Below are 21,591 nucleotides of genomic sequence, written 5' to 3' on the forward strand. Positions count from 1 at the left end.
GTTGAAATCCCCCTTGAGGGATTTCAGCGTCGGGGGCAGGGCCCCCTGCGTCGCGCGCCGCAAGGCTCATACCCCGATATAGCGCTCCACAAGACCGTGATCCTCGCGCAGCGCGCTGGCCTCCATCACCGCGCCGCCGCGCCCGTTTTCAAGAAAGGCCACCCGGTCCGCCACCGACAGCACCGCATCCACCCTCTGCTCCACCAGAAGGATCGCCACGCCCGCCTCGCGCAGCGTCACGATCACCTGCCGGATCGCGTCGATCATCGACGGCTGCAGGCCTTCGGTCGGCTCATCCAGCAGCAGCGCCTTGGGCCTCAGGCACAGCGCGCGCGCCGTGGCCAACATTTGCTGTTCGCCGCCCGACAGGGTCTGCGCCGGTTGGTCCATCCGCTCGCGCAGGCGGGGGAACAGCTCAAGCACCTCCTCCAGCGTGTCGCGCCCCGATCGCCGCGCCCGCAACCCGATCTCGAGGTTCTGCGCCACGCTCAGCCCGGTGAACAGGCGCCGACCCTGCGGGATATATCCCAGCCCGGCGCGCGGCACCTCATGGGCGGGCCGTCGGCTGATCTCCTCGCCATCCAGCAGCACGCGCCCCCCATCAGCGGCAAAAGTCCCATCGCCGCCTTCATCGCCGTGGTCTTGCCCGCCCCGTTGCGCCCCAGCAGGCAGACGATCTCGCCTTGCGCCACGTCCAGCGAAAACGCCCGCAGCACCTGCGCCTTGCCATAGCCTGCGCTGATCGCCTCCAGCCGCAGCATCATCCCGTCCCCAGATAGGCCGCCTGCACGGCGCGGTTCTCGTGGATTTCCGCAGGTGTCCCTTCGGCCAGAACAGCGCCGAAATTCAGCACCGTGACCCGGTCGGCCAGCTCCATCACCACATGCATGTTATGCTCGATCAGCAGGATCGCCGCGTGTTCCCTCACCTCGCGGATCAGCGCCTTGAAGCCTTCGATCTCGCCATCCGACAGGCCCTGCGTCGGCTCGTCGAGGATCAGCAGCCGGGGCGCCTGCACCAGTCCCATGGCAATCTCCAGCAGCCGTTGATGACCATAGCTCAGGTTGCCCGCCTCCTCTTCGCTGCGATCCCTCAGGCCCACCCGCGCCAGCGCCTCGGACACCGCCGCGTCCACGCGCACAGCCCCCGTCAGACGCCGCCTTGCGGCAAGGGCCACATTCTCATGCACACTCAGCCCCGCAAAGACCGAGGTGATCTGGAACGTATAGGCCATGCCACGCCGGATGCGGCGATGCGCGGGCAGGCCGGTGATGTCGGCGCCGTCGAACAGGACCGTCCCCGCCGATGGGGCCACGCGTCCGCAGATCATCCCCACCAGCGTCGTTTTGCCAGCACCGTTCGGGCCGATCAAAGCCCGCACCTCGCCCCGCGCCAGATCGAAATCCACGTCCGTGACCGCCTGCAGCCCGTCGAACCGCTTCGACAGGCCGCGCGTCGACAGCAGCGCGCCACTCATGGCAGACCTTTCCAGATCCGGCGCCGGACCTCTCCGGCCAGCCCCTGTGGCGCAAAAAGCGTCAGCGCCACCAGCGTGACCCCCGCGATCAGCATATAAGCGCTGGTGATCCCCGAACTCAGATCGATGAGGTAGAACATGAACAATGTGCCGATGAACGGGCCAAGCACCGTGCCCGCGCCCCCCAGAAGCACCCACAGAAGCGGGAAGATCGAATATTGCACGCTGGCGAAACTGGCCCCGGCATAGCCGAAGAGCAGCCCGTAAACCGCCCCAGACGCGGCGGCCATCGTGCCCGAGATGACCATCGCGCCCAGCTTGTGGGCATAGGTGTCATAACCCAGCATCCTGACCCGCTCCTCGTTTTCGCGGATCGCCACCAGCACCCGGCCAAAGGGCGCGCGCACCAGCCACAGGCTCAGGCCAAGGCAGATCGCAAACAGGCTCAGCGCCGCAAAATAGCGGTTTGCCGGATCGCTCAGGTCGATGCCCCACAGCACGCGCTGTGCAGTCTGGATCACGAAGCCCTCGTCGCCCCGCGTGTACTCTCCGAAATAGAGGATCGTCAGATATCCCGCCTGCGCGAACATCAGCGTCACGATCATGAAGGCCACGCCCGTCGTCCTGAGCGCCAGCAGCGCCAGCGCCCCCGAGACCAGCGCGCCCGCCACGATCCCGCTTAACAGCGCCGGCGCCGGGGTGAAGCCCGCATGCTGGATGGTCAGCGCCATGCCATACATGCCCGCCGCAAAGAACAGCGCATGACCAAGGCTCAAAAGGCCGGTATAGCCGAACAGGATGTTGTAGCCGATCGCATAGCTCGCCAGCACCATGATCCGCGCCAGATTGCCGTGGTGATAGGCCGGCAGCACGAAATGCAGCCCGATCAGCAGAGCCACAAGCCCGCCATGCAGGGCCAGAACCCGCCGCGTCTCGATGCTCATGCCGCCCGCGTCCCGAAAAGCCCCTGGGGCCGGAACACCAGCACCAGCCCGACCAGCAGTGTCGCAAGGATCTCGGCCAGTGTCGGCGAGAAGAAGACCGAGATGATCCCGTCGCTCAGCCCGATCAGCACCGCCGCCAGCACCGTGCCGGGAAGGCTGCCAAGCCCTCCGATGATGACCACGATGAACGACAACAAAAGCGGATCGGCCCCCATCAGGTAATGCGCCTGCTGAATGGGCACGATCAGCACCGCCGCCAGCGCCGCCAGCCCGGCGCCAAGCCCGAAGACCAGCGCATAGACCTTTTCCACCGGGATGCCGAAGGCCACCGCCATCTCCCGGTCAGCCTGCGTGGCGCGCATCACCAGCCCGATGCGGGTGCGTGTCATCAGCGCCCACACCCCGCACAGCACCGCGCCCGCAGCACCGATCACCGCCAGCTTGTAGCTGGTCGTCGACAACCCCCACGGATAATAGAATTGCCAGCCGCTCTCGCCCCTCTCGATCCAGGGCAGGGCGATGCGCTGGTTGAACGGCGCCTCCACCGGGCGGGCCTCGGGGCCATAGCTCATCAGCGTCAGCTGTTGGATGATGTAAAGAAGCCCGATGGTCGCCACGATCGTGCGCTCGGGATCATAGTCCAGCCGCTTGAGGATCGTCATATCGGCCGCCACCGCGATCGCGCCCACCAGCAGCGGCGCCACAACCAGTGCCGCGACAAAGCCCAGTGCGGGATGCCCGCCCATCCAATGGGCGACATACCATGCGATCACCGCTCCCAGCATGAAGAACTCTCCATGCGCGATATTGACGACCCGCATCACGCCGAACACCAGCGACAGGCCCACCGCCGTCAGTGCCAGCACCGCCGCCGTCACCGCCCCCTCGAGCGAGGCCAGCAGGATATAAGGTCCGATCTCCATATCCTGCACAGGCTTGCCCGGGACGGGGCGTCAGGGCAAGCCCTCATGATCTCTCGATCAGCTCAGCGACCCGGCCTCCCGGTCGAACAGATAGACCGCCACCGCCGTGCTTTCGCTATATTCCGTCAGCTCAAACGCGGTCTTGAGCCGTTGCAGCACGTCGATCTTGCCTTTCACGAAGGCATCCAGCTCGTCCTGCTGGTCGAACCGCACGATCAGCGTGACCGTGGCGCCCTTGTCGATCAGGATGCTCAGGCTCGAGATATTGGCCTCCGCGATCGCGCCGCCGATTTCCTCGGACAGAAGCGACACCCCGATCTTGGCCTGATCGAGGGACTTGAAGCGCAGCGTATAAACCCGACTGTACATGTCGCGATCCCTCTCAATCCAGAAGCGCGAACATCGCGTCCAGCAACTCGGTGTTCTTCAGCGGCGACACCGCCCGCTTGTAGTCCGTCGGCCCAAGGCCGTTTCCGGTCTTCAGCGTCGCGCCCTCTTCGCTCAGCTCCAGACCGGTCTCGGTCTCCAGCGCCAGCCCAAGCGCGAGCAGCGACGTGCGCTCCTCCCGCGCCACCGGCTGACCCATGCACAGGTTCAGAAACGCCCGCGCCGTGCCCGTCTCGTTAAGACCGGCGTTCTGAAATTCCCGCAGGATGCGCTCGCAATCGCGCGCCGTCTGCTCCTGCCGGTCGGTCTGCATCTGAATGCTCAGCACCATCTCCGCCGCAACCCCGCTCAACAGTTCCACCTGATCCTCGCTCAACTCTCTTGGCTCGAAATCCACCGCACAGATCGTGCCCAGAACGTAGCCTTCCGCCGTGACCAGCGGAAAGCCCGCCCAGAACACCCAATGCGGATCGCCCGTAATCAGCGGATGCGCCTTGAATGTGGGGTGCTGGCGCATGTCGCCCACGATGACGGGCTTGGTATCCAGCAACGCGTGCTGACAGATCGTGTTTTCCCGCGCCACCTCGGTCGCGCCGGTCAGGCAGCCGGTGAAATTCTCCGACAGGAAATATTGCCGCGCCTCATCCAGCAGGCCCGTATACGACACAGGCACCCCCGCGATATGCCGAAAGAGCTCGGTATAGATGTCGAACCTCGACAGCGCCTTGCTCCCCATCAGCCCGCTGCGCTTCACCGCAGCCAACCGCCGCTCTTCATTGGCCGGCATCCTTGCCGGCTGAAACTCTGTGTCTGTCATGCGTTCCGTCCCGCTTGTTCCAACACTCAAACGGCAGACACATCAGGATTTATAGGGCAGGGGCCGGTTTTTGGCCCGCGGGAGGGGGCGCTCATGCGCGTTCGCGCCTCCAAAGACACCTCTTCTGACCCTGTTGCTGTCCGGCGAGCCTCGTGCGATGACATGCGCCTGTTGCCGTCAGGCAGCGACAAACTGGAAAGCGCCAGGCATATGGACGACCAACGCGACACACGACAAGCGATCTTCAGAGGGGCCATGCTGAGATGCCCATCCTGCGGGCAGGGCAAAGTCCTCTCCGGCTACCTCACGGTCCAAGATCAATGCGCCCATTGCGGACAGGATCTCACCCATGCGCGCACCGATGACGGCCCGGCTTATTTCACCCTGCTGGTCGTGGTTGCCATCGTCTTTCCGATGTTCGGCCTGATCTATTCACTCTTCACGCCCCGGCCCCTCTGGGTTGCGCTCTTCATGGTGGCGTTTTCCACGGCTCTGGCATTGGTCATCCTGCCCCGTATCAAAGGCGTGTTCATCGGCTTCCAATGGGCCAAGAGACTGCACGGCTTCTAGGTGTCCGGGGGTGCCAGGCGGTGGGGTTGGCAGCGGGTGTTGGAGGGCGGTCGTTCGCTCTTGTCGGAGCCAAGGTCGGCAGTGCAGACTTTTCAGACCTTGGCTTGCGCGGACCTAACCACCACTATCGGCCCTGAGCCGACATCCAGCGCCACCCTGAGAGGCTGCAGCCGCAAGCCGCATTTCTGTCATTCATGCTTTTAGCCGTAACGTGACCAAGGACAGGCTCGCGCCGGATGCCGTTTGGCGCTTACGCTGCGTGAGTAAAGCCTTCGGGACGGAAGCGAACCATGGCTTCAGGGCCGCGAGGGTCCAGTTCGTAGAGTGATGGTCGCGCAGCCAGGTAGGCGCGCCAACTCCGCTCGGGATATGTGCTGATCCGAATCCCATGTTGGGTATGCATCTTCGGGGCGAGTTCAGCGATGTGCATGCCCATGCCTTTCTTGCTGTGCGCCGCAATCATGGCCCGGATCTTCTGGTCGAGCGCCGTGACAGTCGTCGGCGGCTCCGGCACCAGACGCACGTGCAGCGGCGTGCCGATTTCTACAAAATCGCTACAACATGCACGAAAGGCGCTGGGCGCCTTTACTTCACCAATCCCGATGACCTTTGCTCCGTGCTCACGCAATCTGGTTGCCAGGTGGGTAAAATCACCGTCAGAACTTGCGATTACGAAACAGCGCATATTTTTGGCCAGCAGCAATTCCAGCGCATCCAGTGCCAGAAGAATGTCGGCGGCGTTCTTACCCGTTCCCGAATGCAGCATTCGGTATCCAATCGCACTATGCCAGTCAGAGGGACGCTGTGCATCGGCATAGACCCGAACCAGAGTTGGCTCGCCGTGCTGAGCGGCGACTGAAAGAATTTTTCCTGCGTGCTTACCGCTGATGTTGTCACCATCGACAAGCACTGACACAGGCTGCGCCATCGAAATCTCCAAGCCATGGATATATAAGGTTATTGCAAGAGAAATGTGCCGAAAATTTGGCATCTTTCGAAGTGCGCGGCGTTGCGGTCGCTTCTGGAGCATGGGGGGGCTTCGCACCCGGACCAAAACAGACATACGTGCAAGGTGCAGCGAGCGTCCGCTCTCCGCCCTTAGGACTGGATGCTGTATTCTCGACTGATGATCGCGTTGGACTCGTAGCTGCGGTTAGTCGCAGTGGGAATTAAGGTCGGGAGTGTCCTGAACTTTGTGTATCTGCCCCGGTCCACGCGGTTTCAGATACTCAAGCGTCGAAGCGCTCGCCGAACATTATGGCGAACTGGTTACGGGCTGCAAACCATTCCCTGACATTTCTGCCATCCTTTTCAAAGTTGCGGATGGCGAGATAGATCAGCTTGGTCGCCGCCTCGTCGCTCGGGAAGGAGCCGCGCGTCTTGATTGATTTGCGGATCACACGGTTCAGACTTTCTATGGCATTCGTCGTGTAGATGATCTTGCGGATCGCTGGATCGAAGCCGAAGAACGGGATCACCTCTTGCCATGCCCTACGCCAGGCCGGGGCGATGGAGGCGTATTTTCCAGCCCATTTTTCTTCAAAAGCATCAAGTTCGGTCTCAGCCATATCGGCGGTTGGAGCGCTGTAAATCCGGCGCAGGTCGACGGCCACCACCTTGCGGTCCTTCCAGGAGCAGAAGTTCAGAGAATGGCGCACCAGATGCACGATGCAGGTCTGGACCATCGTGTCAGGGAAGGCCGCTGTGATCGCCTCGGGGAAGCCTTTCAGCCCATCCACGACGGCGATCAGGATGTCCTGGACGCCTCGGTTTTTCAGCTCGTTCATCACCAAGAGCCAGAACTTTGCCCCCTCGTTCTCGGCAATCCACAGGCCCAGAACCTCACGCTGGCCATCACGGGTGACGCCAAGAGCGACGTAGACGGCCTTGTTCTTGACCGTTCGGCTGTCTGCATCGCGGATCTTCACCCGTAGCGCGTCGAAAAGCACGATGGGATACATCCGGTCCAGCGCACGGCTTTGCCATTCGCGGACCTCGTCCAGAACGGCATCGGTGACGCGGCTGATTAGGTCGGGTGACACCTTCAGGCCATAGAGATCGAGCAGATGAGCCTGTATGTCGCGCACCGTCAGCCCGGCGGCATAGAGCCCAATGATCTTGTCATCCATCCCGTCGATCCGGGTCTGGCCCTTCTTCACCAGCTCGGGCTCAAAACTGCCGTCCCGGTCGCGGGGGACGGCAATCGGCATCTCGCCGTCGTGGCCCTTCAACACTTTGGCCGATGTGCCATTACGACGGTTCTTCTGGTCCGTCGGCGCGTCCTTGCCCTCTTCATAGCCAAGATGCGCCGTCAGCTCGGCACCAAGCATCCGTTCCATGAGCTTGATCTTCAGCTCTTTCATCAGCCCGGCATCGCCAAGCAGGTCTTCAGGGCGCTCCACGCCCTTCAGCAGTTCGTCGAGGAGTTCTTTCGAGATGGTCATTCATGCTTCCTTTTGGTGAAGCATGAACCGGATCACTCATACACAAAAGGTCGGACACTCTCATTAAGGTCCGCAAAAGCCAGCTCTCACCCACCCAACACCAACCCCTCACTCATAAACACACCGAAACCCCACATAGACCGCATAGAACGATGCCGGTTTCCATTGCATCCCGTCGATCTGCGTGGCGCACGGCCCGTACCACCAGCTTCCGCCCGCTGTCAGGGCGTCGTCGCCTTGCCGGTCGGCCAGCCATTCCCACACATTGGCCCCCATGTCGTAAAGCCCGTTCACCTCCTCTTTGGTCGTGCCGACCTCGACATGATGGGTGCGATTGGTGTTCATCCCGTCCGGCTCGTCCCCGACCGGATAGGGATAGCTCCGCCCCTGCGAGAACCCTGCTGTGGGGGGCTGTGCGTTGTTCCGTGTCCGCGGCAGAAGCCTCTTCTTCCCGCGACCTCGGGGCTCCAGTCTTCGGCCGCAATGGACCGGGCCTTGTTGGCGTCGGCAGCGCTCAGGCGGGCATTCACGGCAAAGCCCTCGCCGGGCACCAGATTCTTCCTCAGGCATCGTTCAACCGTGGCTTCGAACACCTGCCGCAGCAGGCCGCTTTCCCGGCACTTGCCATGACGATACCGCGAAAACGTCGAGTGATCCGGAACCCTCCCTTCCAGACCCAGCCTGCAGAACCACCGATATGCCAAGTTCAGGTGGCTGTAGAAGGGCCAAAGGCCTCCCGCATCCGATCCACGTCGAGGAACCGGTCGATCTCGGGAAGCATATGACCGGAAGGAACAGGACGCTCCAGATCGAAATCATAGAACAACTGTGCTGGTGCCGTTTGGGTGCCCATCATGACGAAATCCTCCAATCTCCTCATAATCGAGTGAATCAAACGACTTGCCGCGCTGCAACACAGACTGTTTTCAACAGCATCGACGTTGAGCTGTCATTCGCTGTGCTCTGCCGCAATGTCAGCTTTCAAGCGTTCACCCGGTCGCCTGTGATCGAGCGCGCCCCACCTCGTGGGGCAAGGGCGCGCTGTCTGCGGCAGAGCCGGCTTACTCTTTCGGCATGAGGGCGCGGATGGCGTACATGCCGTCCTCGCCTTTTTCGAGCATCATCATCACCTCATCGCCCGCCTCTATGCCGTCGATCTCGGCACCGTCCAGCACGGTGAGGTCCATGGTCATCGCAGGCCAGCCGATCTCGGCGATGGGCCCGTGCGAAATATTGGCCATGCCGTCGCCCAGGCTGTTGACCGTTGCCTCGGCGTGGATGCCTTCCATGCCCTTGTGCGAGGACATGTCATGGCCTGAATGGGACGTGTCACTGGCCAGAGCGAGGGCCGGTGCGGTCACGGCAAGAGCGAGGGAAAGCAGGATTTTACGCATTTTGATCTCCTTTTTGCGCATATGTCGCCCGGTTATTCGCCGGGCTGGGAAGAGGGGAAGGGTTGGACGGGGTGCAGCATCTTCCTGTTGACCCGCCCGAGTGAAAAACGTTTCCAGATGACGAAGATCGCCGGGATCACGAAGAGCGTGAGCAGCGTGGTGGTGGCCATGCCGCCGATCATCGGCGCGGCGATGCGCTGCATCACCTCGGACCCGGTTGCATCGCCATACATGATCGGGATCAGCCCCGCGAAGATCGTGGCAACTGTCATCAGCTTTGGCCTCAGGCGCAGAAGGGCGCCCTCGAACACGGCTTTCTCGATGTCGTCGCGGTTGACGGCACGGTTTTGCTCCTTGGCGACCAGAACATGCCGGTCCCATGCAAGGTTGAGATAGAGCAGCATCACGATGGCCGTCTCGACCGCCACGCCAGCGAGGGCAATGAAGCCCACAAGCACCGCCACCGACACGGCATAGCCCAAGGTGAAGATCAGCCAAACGCCCCCGGCCAGCGCCACGGGCAGCGCCAGCAAAATGATCGCCACCTCGGTCACCCGGTTGAAGGCGAGAAACAGCATCAGCGTGATGATCATCAGGGTCGCGGGTGCCACGAGGCCAAGCCGCTCCTGTACGCGCTCGATATATTCATACTGGCCCGACCAGGCGATGGAATATCCCGGCGGCAGGTCGACGTTCTGCGCCACGACCTGCTGCGCCTCGGCCACATAACTGCCAAGGTCCCGCCCGGCGATGTCTATGAAGACGAAGCCCGTGCGCCGCGCGTTTTCCGACCGGATCATTCCGGGGCCATCCACCAGCTTTACCTCGGCAACCGCGCCCAATGGGATATGTGCACCAGACGGCGTGACGATCGGCAGATCATCCAGTCTGTCCGGGCTGTCCCACCAGTCGCGCGGATAGCGCAGGTTGATCGGGAAGCGTTCCAGCCCTTCGACCGACTCGGCGATGGTTTGCCCGCCAATAGCGGTTTGCACCACCTCCTGCACATCCTGGATCGAGAGCGCATAGCGCGCCGCTGCGGCGCGGTTGATGTCGATTTCGATGAACCGCCCGCCCACGGGCCGTTCGGCATAGGCGGAGGTTGTGCCGGGAATGTCAGCCACGATCTGCTCCACCGCTACGGCGATCTGTTCGATGACGTTCAGATCGGCACCCGAGACCTTGACGCCCACGGGCGTCTTGATCCCGGTCGCCAGCATGTCGATGCGGTTCTTGATCGGCTGAATCCAGACGTTGGTGACGCCGGGAACCTGCACGCGCCGATCCAGCTCGTCACGGATGTCGTCCATGGTGATCCCGGGGCGCCAGTCGTCACGATCTTTCAGTTGGATCGTCGTCTCGATCATCGTCAGAGGCGCGGGGTCTGTGGCCGTGTCGGCACGGCCCAGTTTGCCATGCACGGTTTCGACCTCGGGCACCTGCGCGATCATTCGGTTGGTCTGTTGCAGAACTTCGCGCGCCTTGCCGATGGAAACGCCGGGATAGAGCGATGGCATATAGAGGAAATCACCCTCGTTCAGCTCGGGCATGAATTCGGTGCCCAGCCGTTGCAGCGGATGCGCCATGGAGCCAACCAGCGCCATGGCCAGCAGAACCGTCGCCCAAGGCCAAGCGACCGCTGCATCGAGAAACGGGCGATACATCCACTGGCATGCCACGTTCAGCGGGTTTCGCCGCTCGGCCACGATCTTTCCCCTGATGAAATAGCCCATCAGCACCGGTACCAGCGTCACTGACAGGATCGCGGCGGCGGCCATGGCGTAGGTCTTGGTAAAGGCGAGCGGTTTGAAAAGCCGCCCTTCCTGCGCCTCCAGCACGAATACCGGCAAGAAGCTGACCGTGATGATCGCCAGTGAGTAGAAAAGGGCAGGCCCCACCTCGGAGGCGGCCTCGCGCGCGGCGTGCCAGCGGTCTTCAGCCGACAGGCGCTTGCCCTCCATCTTTCGGTGCATCGCCTCGATCATCACGACGGCCGCATCGACCATCGCACCGATGGCGATGGCGATCCCGCCAAGCGACATGATGTTGGCATTGACGCCCTGCAGGCGCATCACCGCAAAGGCCGCCAGTATGCCCAACGGCAGGAACAGCACGATCACCAGTGACGAGCGCAGGTGCAACAGAAACGCGCCACAGACCAGCACGACGACGATGAATTCCTCGGTCAGTTTGGTTTGCAAGTTGTCGATGGCCCGTTCGATCACGCCGGAGCGGTCATAGGTGGTCACGATCTCGACCCCCGCGGGCAGCGAGGCGCGCAGATTGTCGAGTTTTGCCTCGACCGCCTGGATCGTGGTCAGAGCGTTCTCACCCCACCGCATCACGATCACCGCGCCCACGGCATCGCCTTCGCCGTTGAATTCGCCCACCCCACGCCGCATCTGCGGGCCTAACCGGATCTCGGCCACATCCCCCAGAGTGATGGCAGCGCCCCGATCGTTGACCATCAACGGGATTTCGGACAGGTCCTCGATACTGTCGACATAGCCGGTGGCGCGGACCATGTATTCGGCCTCCGCCATTTCGATCACGCTGCCGCCACTTTCGCGGTTGGCCTCACCTATGGCCATGCGCAGCTTGGACAGGGGAATATCGAAGGCGCGCAGTTTGTCGGGGTCGACGACAACCTGGTACTGTTTGACCATGCCACCGATGGTGGCAACCTCGGATACACCCTCGATGGTCTGGAGTTCATATTTCAGGAACCAGTCCTGTAACGTCCGTAGTTGCGACAGGTCATGCCCGCCGGTGCGGTCAACGAGGACGTATTGGTAAATCCAGCCGACGCCTGTGGCATCGGGACCAAGTTCAGGGCTCACGCCTGCAGGGAGGCGCGATTGCACTTGGGCCAGATATTCCAGCACCCGCGACCGCGCCCAGTATAGATCGGTGCCATCTTCGAAAACGACATAGACATAGCTGTCGCCGAAGAAGGAGAAGCCGCGTACATCCACCGCACCCGGCACCGACAACATGGCGGTGGTGATCGGATAGGTCACTTGGTCCTCGACCACCTGCGGGGCCTGTCCGGCATAGGGTGTCTTGATGATGACCTGCACGTCTGACAGGTCCGGAATAGCGTCTACCGGCGTGGTGCGCAGCGCCCAGAAGCCGCCCGCGCCGAGAAAGAACGCAAGCACGATCACGATGAAGCGATTGGCGATGGACCAGCGGATGATGGCGGGGATCATTGGCCCGGCTCCGAGGTTCCGACGAGGGACAGGCTCATATCCGCATCCTGCATCAGCAACAGACCGGTTTCCTGCCCCACCGGCAGGCCAGCGGGGTCGACATCCCCGGCGAGGGCAAAATCCATCGTCATTCCGGGCATGCCGATTGCGGCAATCGGCCCATGGGTGATATTGACCATTCCAGCCTCGGCATCGACGCTGTTGATCGTGCCTGTGACGCTCATCGGTTCGGCCTTTGACTCCACCGCGTCCAGCACCATGGTAAGGCCATCGGGCCGCACAAAGGTCAGGATGACATCCTGCTCCATGGGCAACTCGGTTGGATCGAGCGCGTCGGTCAGCGCGAAGTCCATGGTCATCCCCGGCATGCCGATTTCGGCAATCGGGCCATGCGCTATGGTGGCCATGCCGGTCTCGGCATCGACGGATTCTATACGGCCTTCGACAATGATTGGCGGTGCCGCCTCGACTTGGGGGTCGGCATGCGCCATCTCGGGCGCGGCCTCGGCCTCGTCACCCATTGCTCGCACGGCCACGATGACGGCCAAGCCGTCCTCGCCTGCAGACAGATCGAAAGACACCGGCTCTCCCAGCGGGATCGTGGCTGTATCGACGCCCTGCACATCAAGGTCCATCTTCATCGCGGGCCAGCCAAGCGCCGGGATCGGATCGTGACTGACGGTCAGTTTGCCTTCGGGTGTTACGGCATGCACGATACCCTCGCCGGTGGCATCCACCCCGTCATCGCGGCCAAGGCGGGTGAGCGCGATCAGCCCGTCAGCCCCGCGCACCGCCTCGAATTCCACGTCCTGACCCTCGGTCAGGTCTGCAAGATAGATATCCGAACGCAGGGCGAATGCGCTTTCCATCGCGGGCCAGCCCAATGCCTCGACCGGTGCATGCGCGATACGGGCGCGTCGCGTTTCGGTGTCCAGAGACAGCAGAACGCCCTTGCCCGTCGCGGGCTCTGCCTCGGTGGGGGCAAAGCGCATCATCCCGGCATTCAAGGCGCTTTCGCTGTCGATCAGGAACTGCGCCGAGGCCACGACCTCGTCACCCGGCGCCAACCCCTGCACGATCTCGGTGCGCCGCCCATCGGCAAAGCCGCCGCGCAGGCCGGTCGTGACCAGACGGGGGCGGAAACTGCCGTCGGACAGCCGCAGGATCACCCGCTCGGCGCGACCGGTGCGGATGACCGCTTCGGACGGAACGGTCAGTGCCTGCCGTGCTTCGTTCGGCACCAGCGCCACCTTGGCGAACATGTTGGGCCGTAACAGCCCGTCTTCATTGTCGAAGCGCAACCGCACGCGCAGCGTGCGCGTCTTGGCGTCGAGTTCCGGAAAGATGTAATCGATGTCGCCGGCAAAGACCTGCCCCGGCAAGTGATCGAACCGGGCCTCGGCGCGCATGTCATCCGATATCAGCCCCATGTCCCGCTCGAACACATCCACCATCAGCCATACCGACGCGGTATCTGCCAGCGACATCGCGCGCGTATCCGGGCGCAGGTACATCCCGTCGGCGGCGTCGAGCGCAAAGAGCACGCCATCCTGGGGGGCGTAGAACCGGACACGCTGCGCCGGGCGTTGCGCCTGCGCCATCTCATCGATCTGCCGGGCGCTGACGCCGAAATTCATCAGCTTGGTTCGGGCGATCGAGATATCGTCGGCATCGCCTGAGCGCATGGCCCGCAACAGCTCGGAACTGGCGATCGTGAGATCAGGGGCATAAAGATCGAAAAGCAGGTCCCCTTCCGAGACCTCATCCCCCACGGCCCGCACGTTCAAACGTTCGATCCAGCCCTCGACCCGGGTATGGATATGGCTGGTCGCGTGCTCGTCGTAATCCACGAAGCCCACGGTCTCGATCCGGTGTGCGATATCCTCGACCCGTGCCACTGCGGTGCGCACGCCGATGGTGTTCACCTCGGCCGCAGACAGAACGACCTGCTCGGGGTCGCCCGACGGCTCCTGGCCCTCGTAAACCGGGACAAGGTCCATGCCCATCGGCGACTTCCCCGGGCCGTCCTTGCGGAAATTTGGGTCCATCGGCGCAACCCAGTAGAGGATCTTGTCCCCGTCGTCGCCCGCGTCCACCGACTGAGCCATCCGCTCGCGTTCATAGAGCACGCCACCGGCACCACCTGCGGCCAGCGCCATGAGCGCCAGCGCGAAATATCGTCCATGCATAATGCATACCTGTCTCTTGAGGCGCCGCGGGGGCACCGCGGCATATAGAGGCCGGGCGCGCAAAAGCGCCCGGACCGTTCCAGTCAAGGGATCAAGCGTGTTTCGGGGGTTTCTTGGCGCGCTTGGGCTCTGCTTGGGTCAGGCGTGCTGCAATGGCGCGCGCGTATCCAACCTGTAGAGGCCGTGCCTCCGGCCAAACTGCACTGAAATCGGGGATTTCAGAGAAGCAACAGACGGTCATCGTGCAGGCTGCATGGCTCTTCTGCACCGGCGCGCCGGTCTTGTCCATTGTCGAACAATCGCTGCCATGACGCGCCGCATGGTCCGTGATCTGTGCTGACCCATCGGTTTGCGCTGCATCGGTGGCATTCATCCCGATGGAGCCCGTCACCAACATCGCCATAATGACGACCATCAGGCATCGAGCGAGAATGCTGCGCAATTGCTTCATACGGCAGAAGGATATCGGCCTTGGCGCCGCTGTCCAGTGGAACCTTGCGACCGACACCCACAAAGCGCCCAATTTTTCGTGAATTGAGTCATGAAGTTTCGAGCGTTGGTCTGGCATCAGGTGATCCCATGGGACAGCTTAACCTCGCGGACATGGGCAGCGATCGCGACACTGTCGCTGCGGGTCGGCCCGTCTTGTGTCGGCATGTTGCCGAAAGTCATTCCATCACCGCCGATAGCCGTGAAACATGCGGTCGCCGCCCCGGCAGAGGCAGCGACTGCGCCGATGGCTTAATCAGTCCCGGGCATGTCCTTGTCCAACAGGTACGCGGCCATCGCCCGGCGATCCTCTTCGCTCAGCCATGACGTGCCGTATTGCACCACCTCGCCCATGCCACCGCCGAATGTGTTCCCGTCCGGCATCACACCGGATTTCAGCCCGAAGGCCAGCGAGGATACGGTCCAGCCCGCGTCGCGCAGATCGCCGGGGCGAATTGGTGGGGCTTTGCCCCCATCCGGAAGGTCGTCGCTGCCCGAAAGATATTGGTCCGGTCGCCGTCCGCCGAGCACATTGCGATCCGTATGGCACGCCCCGCAATGGGCCAGCCCGTTGACCAGCCAACGACCACGGTTCCAGGTCTCGGACCTGTCGGGGTCGGTCTCGGTCGTCGGCCCCTTGGCATAGACCGCCCGCCAGAGCTTTAGCCCGAAGCGCAAGTTGAAAGGAAAGGCGATGTCATGCGCCCCCGCTGTCACGTCCTGCGCCTGCACGCCCTGGAACGCCGCCCAGAGATCGGCGATATCCTGATCGCTCAGGTGGCCGTAGAAGGCATAGGGAAAGGACGGGTAATAGGGGGTGCCATCCGGGGCCACACCCTGTCGCACGGCACGGGCGAAATCGTCTATGGACCAGGCGCCGATACCCGCCGTTGGATGCGGGGTGATATTGGGCGGCACGAAACTGCCAAAGTCCGTTTTGATAGGGGAACCGCCGGTCAGGGCGGGATGACCGGAGCCGGGATCGGAATGGCAGGCGATGCAACCACCGGCCCGGGCAAGATAGGCGCCGCGCCGTGGATCGCCCTTGCGCTCCGTCAGGTCGTTCGATGCGCCGATGGGCCAGACGGCGAGAGACACGCCGCCCAGCCCGACCATCGCAGCGATGGCCAGAAATGTAGTCAGGATGCGTCGCATGGTCAGTCGTCGTCTTTACGGTACCGGTCGTGGCAGGCCGAACAGGTCTGTGTCAGCATCATGAAGGCCCCGTCAGCGGGCATCTGGCCAATCTGCTCGGCGGTCATGCCACTGGCCCCGCCAGTGTTGCCCATCATCATGCCACCGCCCGACATGCCGGATTCTGCGCCCATCATTCCAGAGCTCCCGCCCATCATGCCTGACTGATCGCTCATCATGTGACCGTCACCATGCAGCCCGTTATCTGCCGCCAAGGCAAGCCCACTCGCGGCCACCTCAAGTTGATCGGCAAGTGCTACGAACCGCTCCCACTCGTCCCAGGTGCGCGGCAGCACCTCCGAAGGATGGTCGGTCGAGCCTTCCGGGAATTGGCTGGTCATGGCCTCACCGGAGTCTTTGGCGATGGCCTGCGCGGCCGCGCGCACGATGGCTTCGTCATAGGCGGCCTCGCCGGACATCATCGGCGTGATCCGCTTGATCGCCTCGCCCATGGATTTCATCGCATCCATGCGCTCCTTGACCACGCCGGTTGCCCCCGAATGCGCGAAAGCGGTGGCGGACAGCCCAATGATCGCTGCACCGCCAAGTACAAATTTTCTGAATGTCATTCCTGATCTCCCTTGATCCGATAAGTTTCACCCCGCAGGGCGGATCACTATCGTTCAAAGGCGTGGCGGGGGCGGATCTGTTGCCGAAGAGATCGATGCATGCCACGATACAGCGAAGTTACGCGCCAATTCGCTCAGAGACCCGTCGAGCGGCACAGTGGCCGGGACGAATTGCAGGAATTGCACGACACAGGTGCCAGTCTTGTGACAACAGCTCTCGGCCTCAAGACTGTATTCGCCGGTTGAATGTCTCTCAGACATCGCTGCACCGTCATGCATACCCTGCGGATGCGCAGACACAGATGCGCTCGTCGCGATGAGAAGAGCAACAAACGCGACCGAAAACCATACGGCTAAAAGGATCACGCGGTATCCGGCATGTGACATGTCGGGTAACATGCGGGATCCTGTCTCGAATTGTCAACATCAAGGCGTTCACGAGTGACTGTCAACTCACCACTTCCCCAGACTGCTCAGGCCGCTAAGTGCACACCGTGATCTGCCCGCTCGACAGTTCAAAATGAGGCTTCAACTTGCGCCGTCAAAGACAAATGCTTGCCGGATCAGCAGCGGCCATTCGTTTCAAGAGACTCCAACTACCGCTCTGGGAAAATCTCACCCACCCAACACCAACCCCTCACTCATAAACACATCTGAACCCCACATAGACCGCATAGAAAGACGCCGGTTTCCATTGCATCCCGTCGATCCGCGTGGCGCGCGGCCCGTACCACCAGCTTCCGCCCGCTGTCAGGGCGTCGTCGCCTTGCCGGTCGGCCAGCCATTCCCACACATTGGCCCCCATGTCGTAAAGCCCGTTCACCCCTTCCTTGGTCGTGGCGACCTCGACATGATGGGTGCGATTGGTGTTCATCCCGTCCGGCTCATCCCCGACCGGATAGGGATAGCTCCGCCCCTGTTCGAACCCTGCCGGGGGGGCTTTGCGTTGTTCGGTATAGGCCGCCGCGGCCCATTCTTCGCGGGTCGGCAACCGGCCACCGGCATCCCGGCAAAAGGCTTGCGCCTCGCCCCATGTCACGTGCACGGCCGGCTCGTTTTTCGATCCCGGCTCCCCTTGCGGTGTCTTGTATGTCCAGCCGGGCCGGCGCTCCCATCCTGCGCCCCATTCAAAGCCGCCGCCGTTTTGCTCGGCCTCGGTCACAAGGCCCGTGCGCTCGGCAAACGCGGTGAAAGCGCCGACCGTGACCTCCCACCGATCCATCGCAAACCCATCAAGCGCGACGCGTTCTGCCGCCACCGGACCCGCCGCGACAAGGGCGATGCCGAAAAGAAAACCCCGCATCCGCTCTGCTCCCTGAAGCCGTCACCGAACCTGTCATTGGCAAAGGGTAATCCGCTGCTGCCGGTCGGCAATGCCAAAGACACTGCCGAGGCCGCAGACGTGACGTTGGACATGGAAAGGGGGCGCTCCGCCCCGGCCTCAGCCGTTCTGCCGCATCATCCGGAACGCGGCCGAGGCGCCCCAGCCTGCGGCGATGGCGATGGCCAGCGACATCAACCCGTAGAGCATCGGCTGTTCGCGTGACAGGGTGTAGATCCACCGCTCCAGCCCGACCTTGCGCACCTCGATCGCGGTTTCGAACTGCGACACCACCGCACCGCCGCGCGTGAGCAAAATGCGCGTCTGATACGAGCCCTCGGTCAGGTTCGCCGGCAGCTCGATCGCCGTGCGGAACAGCGTCTGTTCGTCCAGCGCCACGGCGCCCTCCAGCATCTGGTAGCTGAGGTTCTTCTTGCGGATTCGGATCAGCGCATCGGTAAAGGTCTGCGCATCCGCCACCTCGGCCGGGGCGCCCACCGACCGGATCGCCCGGTTGATCGACACCCGATGCCGCAGATCCTCGACATTGCTCAGCACCTGATCCAGCGGACGGGTCGTCGCCACCGCGTAGAAACTGGGGGCTGCGTCGATCTCCACCGCGTCGGTATTGACCCAGATGCCCAGCACCCGCTCCTTGCGGCGCATGGTCAGCGGCTTCGATGGCCCCGCGATCGTCACGATCACATCTAGCGGCTCGTCCGGGATCGCTTCCTGCCGCTTGACCGCGCCGAACACCAGCACCTCCGAGCCTTCGAAGGTCGCCGTGATCCGCACCTTGTCGCTCGACAGGCCCAGCACCACCTCTTCGGCCGTCGCCGGCATCGCCATCAGACAGATCAGCAGGGCAAGCCGCCTCAGCATCTCAATGCCCCCCGGCCGCGCCGATAGAATACAGCTCCGAAGGTTGCAGCAAGAGATCGAAGGCCAGCTTGAAACACACCGCCAGCACCATCATCGCCAGCAGGATGCGCAACTGCTCGGCCTTCATCTTGGTCCCGATCTGCGTGCCGATCTGGGCGCCGATCACGCCCCCGATCAGCAACAGCACCGCCAGCGCCACATCCACGGTAAAGTTCGTGGTGGCATGCAGCATCGTGGTGAAGGCCGTCACGAAAATGATCTGGAACAGCGACGTGCCCACAACCACCTTGGTCGGCATCCCCAGCAGATAGATCATCGCCGGCACCATGATGAAGCCGCCGCCGACCCCCATGATCGCCGCCAGAATGCCCACCGACACGCCGACCAGAAGCGGAGGGATCACGCTGATGTAAAGACCGCTTGTCCGGAACCGCATCTTGAACGGCAGCCCGTGGATCCAGTTGTGCTTCTTGCGCTTGGGCACCACCTTGCCCGAGCGGGTCTGCCGGATCGCGCGCAGGCTCTCGAAGAACATCATCCCGCCGATCACGCCAAGGAACACGACGTAACACAGCTTGACCAGCAGATCGACCTGACCCATCGACTTGAGATAGTTGAACACCACGACGCCAAGCGCCGCCCCGACCAACCCGCCGATCAGCAGCACGGTGCCCATCCTCAGATCGACGGTCTTTCGCCTCAGATGCGCCAGCACCCCCGAAAAGGACGAGGCGACGATCTGGTTCGCCTCGGTCGCCACGGCGACAGCCGGGGGAATGCCGATGAAGAACAACAGCGGCGTCATCAGGAAGCCGCCACCAACCCCGAACATGCCTGAAAGCACGCCCACCATGCCGCCCAACCCCAGAAGGAGGAAGGCATTGACCGACACCTCGGCTATGGGCAGGTAGATTTGCATGGCTGTTCCTAGACGCAGTTTCCCTCGCATTGCAAGAGATCAGGGCGCCCGGACCCCGTCAGGCCCGATCAATTCTGCTAAACTGGACTTATCTTTCGGATTATCTGGACCGTGCTGTGATGCGCCCCCGGCTCACAGCTTTTTTGTCAGGATCAGCGCATCCGCGCGCCTGCCATCGTCCAGCCGGTAATACTTGTCGCGCCGCGCGCTCTGCTGATATCCCGCGGCGAGATACAGCGCCACCGCCGCGCCATTGGTCTCGGCCACCTCCAGAAAGGCCTGTGCGGCGCCGCGTCTGCGCGCCTCGTCCTCGAAACCGGCAAGACAGGCCCGCGCAAGCCCCTGCCGCCGGGATGCAGGATCGGTGGCCAATGTCAAAAGCTCGGCCTCGTCCGCAATCACCCGGCCAAGCGCAAAGGCCCGCGGCTCGCCCATCGCAAACACATGTGCAGACGCCAGAAGGGCCGCGAATTCCGATGCCTGCCACGGGCGCGACTGACCGGCAAAGGCACGGTCGTGCAGCCGGGCCAGCGCATGCGCCTGATCCGCCCCCGGAGCCAAAAGCGCCAGCCCGCCCGTCACTCCAGAATCACCGGCGGCGCGTCGCGCGACGGGGCCGCATCGGCAGGCTTGACGTAAAGCGGCGCGGGGGCTGTGCCGATATCGGCTTTTGCCGCGATCCGGGCGATGGTCCTGGCCAGCTCTGCGGCATCGGGCAGGCCCGCCCGTGTCAGGCCAAGCGCCGCGATCTCGTCATCGTCCGCTAGGCGCGGATCGCCTCCGGGCGGACGGATATAGCTCAGCCCGCGAGGCCCCGGAATGCAGGGCAGCGCCTTGGCATCCCGCCCGAATGCGGCCACGTCAAAACCCGACACGCCCACGACTGGCACCTCAAGCGCAAGCGCGAGGCCGCGCGCCGCGGAGACCGAGATCCGGATGCCGGTGAAATTGCCGGGGCCGATGCCCACTGCGATCCGGTCCAGATCGGCCCATGTGGCGCCGCCTTCTGCAAGTATCTCGGTGAGCAGGGGCATCAGCCGTTCGGCCTGTCCGCGTCCCATCTCTTCGGCGCGCGCGGCCACGATCCGGTCGCCGCGCAGCAAAGCGGCCGCGCAATGCGCGGCCGATGTGTCGAATGCCAGTATCACAGGGGTGTCAGACACCAACCGGGCGCACCTCGGTCACTTCGGGAATGTAGTGGCGCAGCAGGTTCTCGATTCCCATTTTCAGTGTGATGGTGGACGAGGGGCAGCCCGCGCAGGCGCCCTGCATATGCAGATAGACCACGCCGCGCTCGAAGCCGTGGAACGTGATGTCGCCGCCATCCTGTGCCACGGCGGGACGCACGCGGGTATCCAGCAGCTCCTTGATCTGGCCCACGATCTCGGAATCCTCACCCTCATGGGCGGCATGGCCCGAGGCGTGTTCGGCATCCACCGCCATAACTGGCTGACCGGATTGGAAATGCTCCATGATCGCCCCAAGGATGGAGGGTTTGATGTGGTCCCATTCGGCATCGTCGGTTTTGGTGACGGTGACGAAGTCATTGCCGAAGAACACACCCCGCACGCCCTTAACGCCGAACAGCCGCGTGGCAAGCGGCGACTTGTCCGAGGCTTCTGCGGTCGGGAAATCAGCTGTCCCTGCTTCCAGCACGGTCTGTCCGGGCAGGAATTTCAGGGTCGCGGGGTTCGGTGTGGATTCGGTCTGAATGAACATGTGTCGCGCCTTTCCAGTGGTTCCTCAAGATATGCGCGCGCAGGGCGCAGCTGTCAAGGATTGGAACCATTCTAAACTGCCTCCCTGCCTTGAGGGCCTGTGTCCGGAGTGGCCATGTGTGCTCAGCAAGCCTGTGTGTCG

The 21,591-nt window shown here is 62.9% G+C and carries 21 protein-coding genes and 2 pseudogenes; 1 reads left to right on the top strand and 22 read right to left on the bottom strand.

All coding sequences use genetic code 11. The features are described from left to right. Positions 1 to 66: 66 nt before the first annotated feature. From RAZWK3B_RS21015 to RAZWK3B_RS20105, 6 genes and pseudogenes are all read right to left on the bottom strand, one after another. Positions 67 to 764: pseudogene (locus RAZWK3B_RS21015) on the bottom strand (ABC transporter ATP-binding protein). After that, complete coding sequence (locus tag RAZWK3B_RS21020) at positions 761 to 1,477, bottom strand: ABC transporter ATP-binding protein (protein WP_007812380.1); 717 nt, start codon at positions 1,475 to 1,477, stop codon at positions 761 to 763. Before RAZWK3B_RS21020 ends, RAZWK3B_RS21015 begins: the two are co-directional and overlap by 4 nt. Then, complete coding sequence (locus RAZWK3B_RS03885) at positions 1,474 to 2,421, bottom strand: branched-chain amino acid ABC transporter permease (RefSeq protein ID WP_007812381.1); 948 nt, start codon at positions 2,419 to 2,421, stop codon at positions 1,474 to 1,476. Before RAZWK3B_RS03885 ends, RAZWK3B_RS21020 begins: the two co-directional genes overlap by 4 nt. Further along, positions 2,418 to 3,344 carry a branched-chain amino acid ABC transporter permease gene (locus tag RAZWK3B_RS03890; protein WP_007812383.1) on the bottom strand — a complete coding sequence of 309 codons (927 nt, stop codon included), beginning with the start codon at positions 3,342 to 3,344 and terminating at the stop codon, positions 2,418 to 2,420. Before RAZWK3B_RS03890 ends, RAZWK3B_RS03885 begins: the two co-directional genes overlap by 4 nt. A gap of 57 nt (positions 3,345 to 3,401) precedes the next feature. Next, a complete protein-coding gene (locus RAZWK3B_RS03895; protein WP_007812385.1) occupies positions 3,402 to 3,713 on the bottom strand; it encodes a hypothetical protein in 312 nt (103 codons plus the stop codon). Positions 3,714 to 3,726: 13 nt separating this feature from the next. After that, positions 3,727 to 4,548 (bottom strand): GAF domain-containing protein, encoded by an 822-nt coding sequence (locus tag RAZWK3B_RS20105; RefSeq protein ID WP_007812387.1) that lies wholly within the window; start codon positions 4,546 to 4,548, stop codon positions 3,727 to 3,729. A 93-nt stretch (positions 4,549 to 4,641) separates the two neighbouring features. Between RAZWK3B_RS20105 and RAZWK3B_RS03905 the strand changes: the two genes are divergently transcribed. Then, positions 4,642 to 5,118 (top strand): DUF983 domain-containing protein, encoded by a 477-nt coding sequence (locus tag RAZWK3B_RS03905; protein WP_232279472.1) that lies wholly within the window; start codon positions 4,642 to 4,644, stop codon positions 5,116 to 5,118. Positions 5,119 to 5,368: 250 nt separating this feature from the next. On the opposite strand, the gene RAZWK3B_RS03910 is transcribed toward RAZWK3B_RS03905, so the two are convergent. From RAZWK3B_RS03910 to RAZWK3B_RS03985, 16 genes and pseudogenes are all read right to left on the bottom strand, one after another. After that, positions 5,369 to 6,046 (bottom strand): NYN domain-containing protein, encoded by a 678-nt coding sequence (locus tag RAZWK3B_RS03910; RefSeq protein WP_007812390.1) that lies wholly within the window; start codon positions 6,044 to 6,046, stop codon positions 5,369 to 5,371. A gap of 301 nt (positions 6,047 to 6,347) precedes the next feature. Beyond that, positions 6,348 to 7,562 carry an IS256 family transposase gene (locus tag RAZWK3B_RS03915; RefSeq protein ID WP_007812393.1) on the bottom strand — a complete coding sequence of 405 codons (1,215 nt, stop codon included), beginning with the start codon at positions 7,560 to 7,562 and terminating at the stop codon, positions 6,348 to 6,350. A gap of 108 nt (positions 7,563 to 7,670) precedes the next feature. Beyond that, on the bottom strand, positions 7,671 to 7,907 hold the full coding sequence (locus RAZWK3B_RS21985; protein ID WP_007812394.1) for an SUMF1/EgtB/PvdO family nonheme iron enzyme: 237 nt from the start codon (positions 7,905 to 7,907) through the stop codon (positions 7,671 to 7,673). Positions 7,908 to 8,008: 101 nt separating this feature from the next. Then, positions 8,009 to 8,418 (bottom strand): annotated as a pseudogene (locus RAZWK3B_RS20420) (transposase); the annotation flags it as partial. 205 nt (positions 8,419 to 8,623) lie between these two features. Continuing rightward, entirely contained in the window at positions 8,624 to 8,956 is a 333-nt protein-coding gene (locus RAZWK3B_RS03930) for a copper-binding protein (protein WP_037295022.1), read from the bottom strand. Between the two features lie 32 nt (positions 8,957 to 8,988). Beyond that, complete coding sequence (locus tag RAZWK3B_RS03935; protein WP_007812400.1) at positions 8,989 to 12,168, bottom strand: efflux RND transporter permease subunit; 3,180 nt, start codon at positions 12,166 to 12,168, stop codon at positions 8,989 to 8,991. Then, positions 12,165 to 14,357, bottom strand: coding sequence for an efflux RND transporter periplasmic adaptor subunit (locus tag RAZWK3B_RS03940; protein WP_007812403.1), 2,193 nt, complete (start codon positions 14,355 to 14,357; stop codon positions 12,165 to 12,167). Before RAZWK3B_RS03940 ends, RAZWK3B_RS03935 begins: the two co-directional genes overlap by 4 nt. A gap of 91 nt (positions 14,358 to 14,448) precedes the next feature. Beyond that, positions 14,449 to 14,925: a hypothetical protein gene (locus tag RAZWK3B_RS03945; RefSeq protein WP_198133235.1), complete on the bottom strand. Its 477-nt coding sequence runs from the start codon at positions 14,923 to 14,925 to the stop codon at positions 14,449 to 14,451. Between the two features lie 173 nt (positions 14,926 to 15,098). Beyond that, positions 15,099 to 16,001 (bottom strand): c-type cytochrome, encoded by a 903-nt coding sequence (locus RAZWK3B_RS03950; protein WP_007812408.1) that lies wholly within the window; start codon positions 15,999 to 16,001, stop codon positions 15,099 to 15,101. Positions 16,002 to 16,003: 2 nt separating this feature from the next. After that, positions 16,004 to 16,609: a c-type cytochrome gene (locus tag RAZWK3B_RS03955; protein ID WP_007812410.1), complete on the bottom strand. Its 606-nt coding sequence runs from the start codon at positions 16,607 to 16,609 to the stop codon at positions 16,004 to 16,006. Positions 16,610 to 17,246: 637 nt separating this feature from the next. Beyond that, entirely contained in the window at positions 17,247 to 17,912 is a 666-nt protein-coding gene (locus RAZWK3B_RS03960) for a formylglycine-generating enzyme family protein (protein WP_007812412.1), read from the bottom strand. Between the two features lie 138 nt (positions 17,913 to 18,050). Beyond that, a complete protein-coding gene (locus RAZWK3B_RS03965; protein ID WP_007812414.1) occupies positions 18,051 to 18,812 on the bottom strand; it encodes a TIGR02186 family protein in 762 nt (253 codons plus the stop codon). A gap of 1 nt (position 18,813) precedes the next feature. Continuing rightward, positions 18,814 to 19,731 carry a sulfite exporter TauE/SafE family protein gene (locus tag RAZWK3B_RS03970; RefSeq protein WP_007812416.1) on the bottom strand — a complete coding sequence of 306 codons (918 nt, stop codon included), beginning with the start codon at positions 19,729 to 19,731 and terminating at the stop codon, positions 18,814 to 18,816. A 132-nt stretch (positions 19,732 to 19,863) separates the two neighbouring features. Beyond that, a complete protein-coding gene (locus tag RAZWK3B_RS03975) occupies positions 19,864 to 20,313 on the bottom strand; it encodes a GNAT family N-acetyltransferase (protein ID WP_007812418.1) in 450 nt (149 codons plus the stop codon). Further along, entirely contained in the window at positions 20,310 to 20,894 is a 585-nt protein-coding gene (gene tsaB / locus RAZWK3B_RS03980; RefSeq protein ID WP_198133236.1) for a tRNA (adenosine(37)-N6)-threonylcarbamoyltransferase complex dimerization subunit type 1 TsaB, read from the bottom strand. The genes RAZWK3B_RS03975 and tsaB overlap by 4 nt, the downstream gene beginning before the upstream one ends. Further along, the gene (locus RAZWK3B_RS03985) at positions 20,887 to 21,450 is read right to left on the bottom strand and encodes a NifU family protein (protein ID WP_007812422.1); all 564 of its coding nucleotides are present in this window, start codon (positions 21,448 to 21,450) and stop codon (positions 20,887 to 20,889) included. The genes tsaB and RAZWK3B_RS03985 overlap by 8 nt, the downstream gene beginning before the upstream one ends. Between the last annotated feature and the right edge of the window lie 141 nt (positions 21,451 to 21,591).

Source organism: Roseobacter sp. AzwK-3b (assembly GCF_000170875.1).
Classification (GTDB): Bacteria; Pseudomonadota; Alphaproteobacteria; order Rhodobacterales; family Rhodobacteraceae; genus Roseovarius; species Roseovarius litoreus.

Coding starts and splice junctions, on each gene's coding strand:
- RAZWK3B_RS20105 (WP_007812387.1), bottom strand. CDS start 4,548: ATGACAGACACAGAGTTTCAGCCGGCAAGGATGCCGGCCAATGAAGAG.
- RAZWK3B_RS03955 (WP_007812410.1), bottom strand. CDS start 16,609: ATGACATTCAGAAAATTTGTACTTGGCGGTGCAGCGATCATTGGGCTG.
- RAZWK3B_RS21020 (WP_007812380.1), bottom strand. CDS start 1,477: ATGAGTGGCGCGCTGCTGTCGACGCGCGGCCTGTCGAAGCGGTTCGAC.
- RAZWK3B_RS03960 (WP_007812412.1), bottom strand. CDS start 17,912: ATGCGGGGTTTTCTTTTCGGCATCGCCCTTGTCGCGGCGGGTCCGGTG.
- RAZWK3B_RS03930 (WP_037295022.1), bottom strand. CDS start 8,956: ATGCGTAAAATCCTGCTTTCCCTCGCTCTTGCCGTGACCGCACCGGCC.
- RAZWK3B_RS03910 (WP_007812390.1), bottom strand. CDS start 6,046: ATGGCGCAGCCTGTGTCAGTGCTTGTCGATGGTGACAACATCAGCGGT.
- RAZWK3B_RS03935 (WP_007812400.1), bottom strand. CDS start 12,168: ATGATCCCCGCCATCATCCGCTGGTCCATCGCCAATCGCTTCATCGTG.
- RAZWK3B_RS03945 (WP_198133235.1), bottom strand. CDS start 14,925: ATGCCAGACCAACGCTCGAAACTTCATGACTCAATTCACGAAAAATTG.
- RAZWK3B_RS03950 (WP_007812408.1), bottom strand. CDS start 16,001: ATGCGACGCATCCTGACTACATTTCTGGCCATCGCTGCGATGGTCGGG.
- RAZWK3B_RS03965 (WP_007812414.1), bottom strand. CDS start 18,812: ATGCTGAGGCGGCTTGCCCTGCTGATCTGTCTGATGGCGATGCCGGCG.
- RAZWK3B_RS03940 (WP_007812403.1), bottom strand. CDS start 14,357: ATGCATGGACGATATTTCGCGCTGGCGCTCATGGCGCTGGCCGCAGGT.
- RAZWK3B_RS03905 (WP_232279472.1), top strand. CDS start 4,642: ATGCGCGTTCGCGCCTCCAAAGACACCTCTTCTGACCCTGTTGCTGTC.
- RAZWK3B_RS21985 (WP_007812394.1), bottom strand. CDS start 7,907: ATGAACACCAATCGCACCCATCATGTCGAGGTCGGCACGACCAAAGAG.
- RAZWK3B_RS03915 (WP_007812393.1), bottom strand. CDS start 7,562: ATGACCATCTCGAAAGAACTCCTCGACGAACTGCTGAAGGGCGTGGAG.
- RAZWK3B_RS03970 (WP_007812416.1), bottom strand. CDS start 19,731: ATGCAAATCTACCTGCCCATAGCCGAGGTGTCGGTCAATGCCTTCCTC.
- RAZWK3B_RS03885 (WP_007812381.1), bottom strand. CDS start 2,421: ATGAGCATCGAGACGCGGCGGGTTCTGGCCCTGCATGGCGGGCTTGTG.
- RAZWK3B_RS03895 (WP_007812385.1), bottom strand. CDS start 3,713: ATGTACAGTCGGGTTTATACGCTGCGCTTCAAGTCCCTCGATCAGGCC.
- RAZWK3B_RS03890 (WP_007812383.1), bottom strand. CDS start 3,344: ATGGAGATCGGACCTTATATCCTGCTGGCCTCGCTCGAGGGGGCGGTG.
- RAZWK3B_RS03985 (WP_007812422.1), bottom strand. CDS start 21,450: ATGTTCATTCAGACCGAATCCACACCGAACCCCGCGACCCTGAAATTC.